The sequence below is a fragment of the Enterococcus alishanensis genome (assembly GCF_019218635.1).
In the GTDB taxonomy this organism is placed as follows: Bacteria; Bacillota; Bacilli; order Lactobacillales; family Enterococcaceae; genus Enterococcus_A; species Enterococcus_A alishanensis.
Window position 1 is genome coordinate 1 of the sequence record NZ_JAHUZB010000017.1, and the last position, 8,272, is coordinate 8,272.

At 31.9% G+C, this 8,272-nt stretch carries 9 protein-coding genes and 2 pseudogenes; all 11 read right to left on the reverse strand.

Features of this window, described 5'->3' with window-relative positions; translation table 11 throughout:
* Positions 1-270: 270 nt before the first annotated feature.
* On the reverse strand, positions 271-372 hold the full coding sequence (locus KUA55_RS17890) for a putative holin-like toxin (protein ID WP_218327738.1): 102 nt from the start codon (positions 370-372) through the stop codon (positions 271-273).
* Positions 373-802: 430 nt separating this feature from the next.
* A pseudogene (locus tag KUA55_RS17895) lies at positions 803-1,402 on the reverse strand (recombinase family protein).
* 131 nt (positions 1,403-1,533) lie between these two features.
* Entirely contained in the window at positions 1,534-2,358 is an 825-nt protein-coding gene (locus KUA55_RS17900; protein ID WP_218327739.1) for a hypothetical protein, read from the reverse strand.
* Between the two features lie 131 nt (positions 2,359-2,489).
* Complete coding sequence (locus tag KUA55_RS18610; RefSeq protein ID WP_281419055.1) at positions 2,490-3,371, reverse strand: NlpC/P60 family protein; 882 nt, start codon at positions 3,369-3,371, stop codon at positions 2,490-2,492.
* 21 nt (positions 3,372-3,392) lie between these two features.
* Entirely contained in the window at positions 3,393-3,635 is a 243-nt protein-coding gene (locus tag KUA55_RS17910) for a hypothetical protein (protein ID WP_218327740.1), read from the reverse strand.
* 30 nt (positions 3,636-3,665) lie between these two features.
* On the reverse strand, positions 3,666-4,373 hold the full coding sequence (locus tag KUA55_RS17915) for a hypothetical protein (RefSeq protein ID WP_218327741.1): 708 nt from the start codon (positions 4,371-4,373) through the stop codon (positions 3,666-3,668).
* 382 nt (positions 4,374-4,755) lie between these two features.
* Positions 4,756-5,337, reverse strand: a complete 582-nt coding sequence (locus KUA55_RS17920) for an NAD(P)H-dependent oxidoreductase (protein WP_218327742.1) — start codon at positions 5,335-5,337, stop codon at positions 4,756-4,758.
* A gap of 14 nt (positions 5,338-5,351) precedes the next feature.
* Positions 5,352-6,038, reverse strand: a complete 687-nt coding sequence (locus KUA55_RS17925; RefSeq protein ID WP_218327743.1) for a nicotinamide mononucleotide transporter — start codon at positions 6,036-6,038, stop codon at positions 5,352-5,354.
* Between the two features lie 2 nt (positions 6,039-6,040).
* Positions 6,041-6,775 carry a nucleoside phosphorylase gene (locus KUA55_RS17930; RefSeq protein ID WP_246601607.1) on the reverse strand — a complete coding sequence of 245 codons (735 nt, stop codon included), beginning with the start codon at positions 6,773-6,775 and terminating at the stop codon, positions 6,041-6,043.
* Positions 6,772-7,425: a Crp/Fnr family transcriptional regulator gene (locus KUA55_RS17935; RefSeq protein ID WP_218327744.1), complete on the reverse strand. Its 654-nt coding sequence runs from the start codon at positions 7,423-7,425 to the stop codon at positions 6,772-6,774. The genes KUA55_RS17930 and KUA55_RS17935 overlap by 4 nt, the downstream gene beginning before the upstream one ends.
* Before the next feature lie 335 nt (positions 7,426-7,760).
* Positions 7,761-7,919 (reverse strand): annotated as a pseudogene (locus KUA55_RS18480) (site-specific integrase); the annotation flags it as partial.
* Positions 7,920-8,272 lie beyond the last annotated feature (353 nt).

Consider the following 8,272-nt stretch of genomic DNA (forward strand, 5'->3'; position numbering starts at 1 on the left):
TAGGTAAATATAAGTATAAAATCAATGAAGTAACATATGTTTAGATAAGGAATTAAAATGCACTCAAATTATAGTGTGAAAATTTTAAGCTCGTGATCTTTTTATATTGATAAAATTTCCAAACTAGAAAAAAAGAATCGTCCATGATATACTTAATACGTAAAAAGGAGCTACGCTCGATACGTAACTCCCTAAAATGTAGCCCGTTTAAGACGGTGGCTTAGATTATTTAGTCAAAAATAGACCGTAACCTGCCAAAGTTACAGCGGTCTATTTTTTGTTGTTTTTGCTAAGAGTCACCATCAAGGCAACCAGTGCAACAAGCAGTGTTCCAAACTGGAACATTAAACTGATTGCTTCAGCAACAGACAAAAATGCTATTCCCTTCTATGAAGTAGGAAAATGCTCATAAGCACCACCCCCTGAAATAGCCAACCGCCATAAACTTACTACGTCGTTCAGTATATCATATTTATAATCCTAACTCTTTTGCTACTTTATCAGTATTTCTGATGGTAAATGAATATACAACCAGCTATTTATTCCTATTGAAATGTCCCTCAATAGGGATAGGTTACCAAGCCATAACTTTAGCAGCTGTAAATCATAAATGCGATAGACTGTATTTATACCAATTGAAAATAGCAGAACATTTCGATCATTGAAGTTTCCACCAGTGTATATTACCTCTCTCAAATACTCCATGAATTATTTATCTCGTAGCCAATCTAGTGGGTATCTTTATTTTTAATTTGCTGGAACAAATCTTATATATCCCTTGTTTACTATTTAATACTGGAAATCAATGTTTGGTATTTAAAATATTTTCTTCGCGTGCTTGCTTTTTTATCCTCTTCAGCGTAGATAATGAAATATTCGTCTTCTTTTCTACCTCTCTCATACTTATTGTTTCTATTAATTCTAAGGCGTGTTTATAACATTCATTTATCACTCGTTTTGGACGCCCTTCTTTATAGTTTTTATTATTTGCTCATTGCCACTGTTTCCCTTCTTGCGTACGTGTCACAATTAGGTCCCTTTCAAATTGAGCAAAGCTCCCTAGCATATTCATCATTAATGTTTGCATTGAATCATTTTTCTGAGGTTCAAAGGTTAAAGCCTTTTCTAAGAATGATATTGTGACACCTTTTTCATTTAGTGAAGAAATAATTGAATTTAAATCGACGATACTTCTTGCTAGTCGATCGATTTTTGTGACCAGCACTTTATCTCCTGTTTTTGTAATAGAAATTAATTCTGCTAATTCTTTCCTACCTTCTTTTTTTGTACCAGTATATTTTTCGCTGAATATTTTTTCAGCCCCAGCATCTTCTAGTTTTTTAATCTGGGTTTTATAATCTTGGCTACTAGTACTCACTCTGGAATAACCAAAAACTGACATAAAATCACGCTCTTTTCTGGACATAAGTTTTTGACACTTTGTAAAATCAATTATATCAAGAAAAAGATAAGGGTCGAAAACTTTTAAGTTTTTGACCCTTATGCTTATATTTTTTTATTAATGGTATTTCTTTATTTTTCATACCAGGCTATCCCTTCATCAATCCACCCACTACTTATTAATTGTTGTCGTTCATCATTTGATTTTGTAAGATGATGTGTCCCTACACTCGCATTTGGATTATACAAGCGGTATATTGATTCAGTCCCACTTTTTAATGAATAAAAAGCAACTCCTTCATCAACCCAACCCTTTGAAATTAGAAAATCCACTTCAGGTCTGTCTGTAGTAAAATGGTGATCGCCTGTATTGGGGTTATATAGTCGATACACACGTTCTTGACCTTTGTAAGAGTTCCAAGCAACTCCTTCATCAACCCAACTTAATTTAGTTAGTGAATCTTTTTCAAGAATGTCAGTTGTATAAAAGTGTTCTCCGCTATTCATATTATAAAGTCTATACACATAACTAAACTCTGAAGTAACAGCGACATGAAAAAATGAAGAATACGTTTCTGGTACATCTGCATAACTATATTTTTCCAAAAATTTTCTTTCTGATTCTTCATTTAATTTGACCTTGAAATATATAATTGTTTCACCAGGTTTGAGAGCAATCCATTTCCCGTCATTGTCTATGGATAAAACATCTGGATTGGAAGAAGTAAATTGTACGTTTCCTTTTGCGGAAATTTCCGGAACTGTTGTGAAATAATATTCTAATTCTCCTGTTTGTCCGGAGATTACGGAATTCATTTGATTTTTAATACCAATTAACAGTGGAGTTGGAGGTTTTTCTTCCGCATTAGTAGTGGTAGGAAAAACCAGTAAAAATGAGAGGAAAAGTAATATAGGTATGCTACAGTATTTTATTTTAACTACGCTTGAATCATTCATTTTTTTAACACTCCTTATTTCATTTTGCGCTCTTTGATTCTTATTTAAAAAAAGTCAAAAAGAAGAAACCTTTTTGACTTTTCAATAAAATTAATATAAATTATCGTAAATCCAATGCAATAAATCTAGATTTATTGCATTTCACGGAGAGCATACCACGCTATTCCTTCATATTTCCAACCAGCGTTCACTAAATTTTTATATTCAGGCGTACTTGTCGTATACACATGACTTTCTTGAGAACCTTTTGCATTCGGGTTATAGACACGGTAGACTTTTATGTTTCCACCAGATTTCCAAGAAATTGTTTCGTATTTCCAACCGGCTTGTACTAAACTATCTCTTTCACCTGCACTTAATGTGTACATATGACGTCCATTATTAGAATTGTATAATCGATAAACATTGTTGCCAGTTTTTGGTGCCGCCCATCCAACTCCTTCATATTTCCAACCAACATCTTGTAGGCCAGAGGCTTCACTAACTTCCGTAGTATAATGATGGCTGCCACCATTAGCATTGTACATTCTGAATACAAATTGTTCATTATTCCGTTGTCCATTGGTACTAGGTCTATTTACTGGAGCATCACTCAGCACCCGTCTAGCAAAGCTCGGTGCAAAGTATGTCCAGTCAATATTTGCGACTTTAACATATTCACCCGGTTGAGGCGCATGGACGTACTGTCCATTTCCAATATAGAGGGCCACGTTATACGTATTACCTCTAGATCCCCAAAATAACAAATCGCCTGGTTTCAATGAAGATAAACTAACTTCTTTTCCGCTGGATTCTTGAGGTACTGTCCAATCTCCTATATTTACTCCAACTGTATTCAAGTATATATATCGTGTTAATCCTGAACAATCAAACCCTGAGGGAGTTTTTCCTCCCCAAACATATGGAATATTTCTCTTTGCCAAATCTATTGCTAAATTAACAACTTTCTGTTGATCTACAGTCATCGACGTACTAGTTTCAGGTTTCGAGGTAACAGCATCATATTTGGGCATAGACATAATTGCTTCAAACTGTTATAAAGTATACCCTGCATCTAAAGCTTTTTGTTTTTCTAATTCGTAAGAATCATCTTGAATCGTAGAGGTTGATATTTCAGAATCAGTCACTGCTTGTATCTGACTGTTTTCTTGTTCACTTAATATACTTTTGTCAACTTCATTACTAGGAATTTCCTCTGCAAAACTATTAATTGAATAAATATTTAAACCAATGATAGACAAACCAACTAGCATAGAAACTTTTATTAATTTTTTCATAGTGAACCTCCTTAAGTTTCTTATCTGATATTATTCGACTGTCGATAGAAGTTTTGAAGCAGCATTATGCAAATCAATGGAAGCTTGCAACAAGTCATTTTTAGTTGAATTTGGATTTTCTAAAGTCGCTTTAACAGTAGTTAAAGCAGCTTCGAATTCTGCAAAATCAGTAGTGGGATAGTCTTCTTCTTTGAATGTGGATTCGCAATAGGTAACTTCTTTTTCTAGTTTAGAATAAGAAGATTCTGCATAAAATGATATATCTTCATTATTCCATCCTATATTAATAAGACCATCATGTTCACTTTTATTAGTAGTAAACATGTGAGCACCTGCTTTTAAAGCATTCTTGTTATAACTACGATAAACTGGTATATCATCTCTAGTATCACTTAAGAAAGATTTCCCTTCTTGAGTCCAACCTTGTTCAGCTAACCAGTCGTATTCTACGATACTTTTAGTATAGATATGGTCTCCTGCATTCGGATTGTATAGACGATAAACAATATCACCTTTTTCTGGGACACTCCAAGCAGTTTGTTCCCCAATCCAACCTTGACTAGCTAACCAACTTGCTTCCGCATAATCAGTAGTAAAAAAATGTTCTCCAGAATTCGGATTATACGACCTGAACAAGAGATTCTCTAACCCCAAGTTTTCAGCTTTTGCTTCTATCCCAGAGCATAAACCGAAACCTAATCCAGCCAACAAGCCTATACTTAAAACAATTTTTTTCATGAGATATACCCCTTTATTTTTAATAACGCTTTCTTATTGTTTTATAATACCATAAGTTTTTTTAATTATGAAATATTATTGAATTTTTATAGTTTTTTATGTGAATCTAAGAGTTTTGCACAAATAAATTGTAAATATTTGTAACTCATATATTTAATGGACATCTAAAATAGGCAGGTGTAGTTCGTATATTGTCAAAAAAACAAAAAGTCCATTATAAGTATACCTATAACGGACAGTTTCAATCATAATTAATATACACTCAAAAGTTACATTAAAAAAATTCGATATAAGCCTTTATAGCAATATTAATGACAAAATAAAAAGCGTCACCTTTGGGTATGTCCACAAGCAACACTTTTGAAAAATATAAAAAGAATTTTCATTCATTACACGTACGTATTATTTTACTGGCTGAGGTTATAAAATTCTGTCTTTCACTATCAGTTAAGGTACTAATAGTCCCTAAATTGTCCCAATACACATTTTCAATACCAATATCCTTTAAAGTAGTAATAATTTGACCTTCAAATGAATTCTCACATCTTTCACGTAAACTATCTGTTGGCTGTTCAGAAGTTGTAAAAATATGTGCAGATTTAATATTTAATAAAGGTTTAAGTCCGGACCCATCATCGTGAAAAGCTACCCCATCTAGAAAAACCTTGTCCATGAATCCTTTAAATCCTGCCGGACAACTATACCACCATATTGGAAAAATAATGATAAGTTTATTAGTATCTCTCAATATGTTAATATATTTATTGACTATGGGATCACTTGAAAGACCTGCTTGATAAGTTGCTAAATCTTTTGTTTCAAGTATAGGGTTGAATCCGTCTTTATATAGGTCAACAAGATGGTAATCGACATGATTTTCCTTTAGTTGATTAACTAAATTATTCTTTAGTGCATGATTAAAACTCTTATCCCAAGGATGATCGATTATTAAAGTAGTTTTCATTTTAGTTCTCCTCTCTATTCTCCAAACCCATACCATAAGACAAGTGCTTTTACTGAGTTTAGTAAAAACATAAATGTCATAGCTAAATATACTAGAGCTGCTGGATTGGCGCCACTTATATAAACATATGATTGTAAGCATAAATTAATTACATTAATCACTGTAAACCCTACCCAACCGATTGCTTTACCTTCAACCATCAAATATTGGGAAACTACTTGTATGATGAATACAAGTGCGTTACAGTATATGACCCATTGTGGCGCATTATTAGGAAGTATTGTTGAGCCATAAGTAAGTAATAAGATGCCTCCTGCAACTGCAATGCATAGTGATACGATTAAGTTAGATTTAGTAACTTTAGTAACTGCTATTTGTTTACCTAGCGAAAAGAAACCTTTCAAATAAATAAAAAATGCATAAATTCCCACAAACATCATTCCAGATAAGCCAAACATATAATTGTTAAAAGTATCAAATAAGGCACCAACTACTCCTAACCCTGTAGCGAATTTACCTGATTGGTTAGCTAATAATACAACTGTCATTCCTATGATACTGCCTAAAAAAGAGGTAACCGTTGTTAAAGTAATATTTCCGTTGCTACTTATAATAGTACTTATAATAACTAAAATTATTCCTAGAGAGATCCAACCGATGTCCCATTGTTTGCTGTTTAAAAGTGAATGTACTTTCTTCATAATTAATCTCCTTCTGTTAGAATTTTTAAAGCTAATTGTATAGATGTTTTTTCTCCCTTCAGCATTTTTGCATTACCGTTCACCAAGTCATTAACCCCCTCTTCTAACGATTCATTGAATTCTACTACTGTATTTAAAATAGACAGCGCTTTAATTCCGCGTACAGCTGCAATGACATACAAAATACTTGTTTCCATATCTGATGCAAGCACATTGTATTCAGACCAAAAGGATTCTTTTTGATAATTAGTTTTCATGTAAAATCCATCATGACTTCTTATTATCCCATATTTAATATCTTTTGTAGAAATTCTAAAAGAAGATTCTAGAAAAGTATTGTTTGGACATGCGGGAAATGACAAAGGTAAATATTCTTTAGACAAGCCGTCCTCGCGAACCACTCCTGTAGCAACGACGACATCTCCAATACCCAAATTATCATTAAGAGATCCACAACTACCTACTCGTACAATTTGGCTTACACCAATATTAAATAATTCTTCAATCGCTATTGCAGTTGAAGGGGCTCCAATACCTGTTGATAAAATTAAAATTTTTTCTCCACGATAGTAACCTACAATTGATTTGAATTCTCTATTAAACTTCAGTTCTGACGGATTATCTAAAAATTTTGCTATCTTGGAAACTCTAGCTGGATCACCTGCGATTATTGCTTTTTTAACATTAATCGAATTTCCTAACTGAATATGAGCTTCTACCTCTTCAATATTTGTCATATACTACCTCCAAATTTTTCTAATAAATCAAAATCATTAACTTGTATATTTCCATTGCTATTCATAATTATTTGTTTTGACTTTAGTTCTAACAAAACTCTATCGACGCTTCTAGTAGTCGAAGAAATTTTTTTTAACAAGCTATTTCTTGAAATAATACTGTTATCTGGTGAAAGTTGAGAAAGTATCAAACAGACTTGTTCCTTTGTAGTCAATAAAGAGTATGTTTCCACCAAATTGCTTAGTTTATATATTTGGTTGCATAAAGAATTTATAAGAATATTATTCAGATGATTATCTAAGGATAACCATTCAAGAAATTGTTTTCTTGGTATTTTCAACAAAATGATTTTACTCGTTGAAACTACTGAAGAACTAAAAGGCTGACTATTAAATATTTCATGCTCACCAATAAAATTTCCGGATTCATAAGAATCTAAAATAATTTGTTTGTCCTTAAAATTATCAATAAAAATATCTACAGTTCCATTTACTATATAAAAAACATGATCATAGATGTTACCACGAGTTAGAAAAAAATCTCCTTTTGAAAATTCTACAATTATAATTTCTCGAAGAATTTTATAAGGACAATACTCTAATAGTTGAGTTGCAGTTGAGTATCTTTTAATCAAATTATCTATATCCATAGTAGTTATCCCCTCTTTTTATATGATTTTAAAGTAATTTTCGTACTGAATCAACGTCACTAGTCTATAAATGGTTGCATTATATGAAAGCGTTTTATGTAATTGTTAGACAAATGTCTTTTCAGAAAAATATTAAAACAGTAATCTGTTTTTCGTTAGATTCCTGTTTTGAGTTTGGCTTCAATATATAGAAAATTACTTGGTATAACATTGTGTATTTTTTTAATTGTGAATAAAAAGTGTCACCTGTGGGTATGCTAGTAATATTTTTTATGAGCAAAAAAACTCTCGTCTAAAATGAGAGTTGACTAATAATTTTATTCTACAGAATCCTTAACATCAGATAATTTTAATTGACGTAAATCATAAATTATACACGCAGTATTTATGCCTATAGAAAATATTAAAAGATTTCTTTCTCTATATAAGGTACTAAACAAAATTTTTAACATATCTTCTATTTTTTTATCTCGAATAGGTGAAACAGTCTTTATTTTTATCAGCTTGTATTAACGTTACATAAATATAATATGTATCGTTTAATACTTTGAGAAAATAGAAAAAACTCGTTAAAATCAATATCTCAAAAACATTTAGAGTGTTTGATAAAATAATTAAAAGTGATAATAGAACTCTCCAAAAATCACAAACTAGGACAAATGAGGAATGTTGAAAAATTGGGATTCTGATCAGTCATTTTAGCTAGACCAATTAAAATTCACAAAAGAAGCCCACCAAAGGCTTGGTGGGCTTGCTCCTTGGGTTAAGCTAGATTATGTTGCCTTGCCAGTTAAATAACGGTTAATTAGTAAAAATTCGCTTAAAATGATTTGATGAAAATTCGTCA

What these genes read in the sequence shown, in the direction of transcription:
- KUA55_RS18610 (WP_281419055.1), bottom strand. Translation starts at nt 3,371, where the DNA reads ATGCCCAAATATGATGCTGTTACCTCGAAACCTGAAACTAGTACGTCG.
- KUA55_RS17935 (WP_218327744.1), bottom strand. Translation starts at nt 7,425, where the DNA reads ATGGATATAGATAATTTGATTAAAAGATACTCAACTGCAACTCAACTA.
- KUA55_RS17900 (WP_218327739.1), bottom strand. Translation starts at nt 2,358, where the DNA reads ATGAATGATTCAAGCGTAGTTAAAATAAAATACTGTAGCATACCTATA.
- KUA55_RS17920 (WP_218327742.1), bottom strand. Translation starts at nt 5,337, where the DNA reads ATGAAAACTACTTTAATAATCGATCATCCTTGGGATAAGAGTTTTAAT.
- KUA55_RS17910 (WP_218327740.1), bottom strand. Translation starts at nt 3,635, where the DNA reads ATGAAAAAATTAATAAAAGTTTCTATGCTAGTTGGTTTGTCTATCATT.
- KUA55_RS17930 (WP_246601607.1), bottom strand. Translation starts at nt 6,775, where the DNA reads ATGACAAATATTGAAGAGGTAGAAGCTCATATTCAGTTAGGAAATTCG.
- KUA55_RS17915 (WP_218327741.1), bottom strand. Translation starts at nt 4,373, where the DNA reads ATGAAAAAAATTGTTTTAAGTATAGGCTTGTTGGCTGGATTAGGTTTC.
- KUA55_RS17925 (WP_218327743.1), bottom strand. Translation starts at nt 6,038, where the DNA reads ATGAAGAAAGTACATTCACTTTTAAACAGCAAACAATGGGACATCGGT.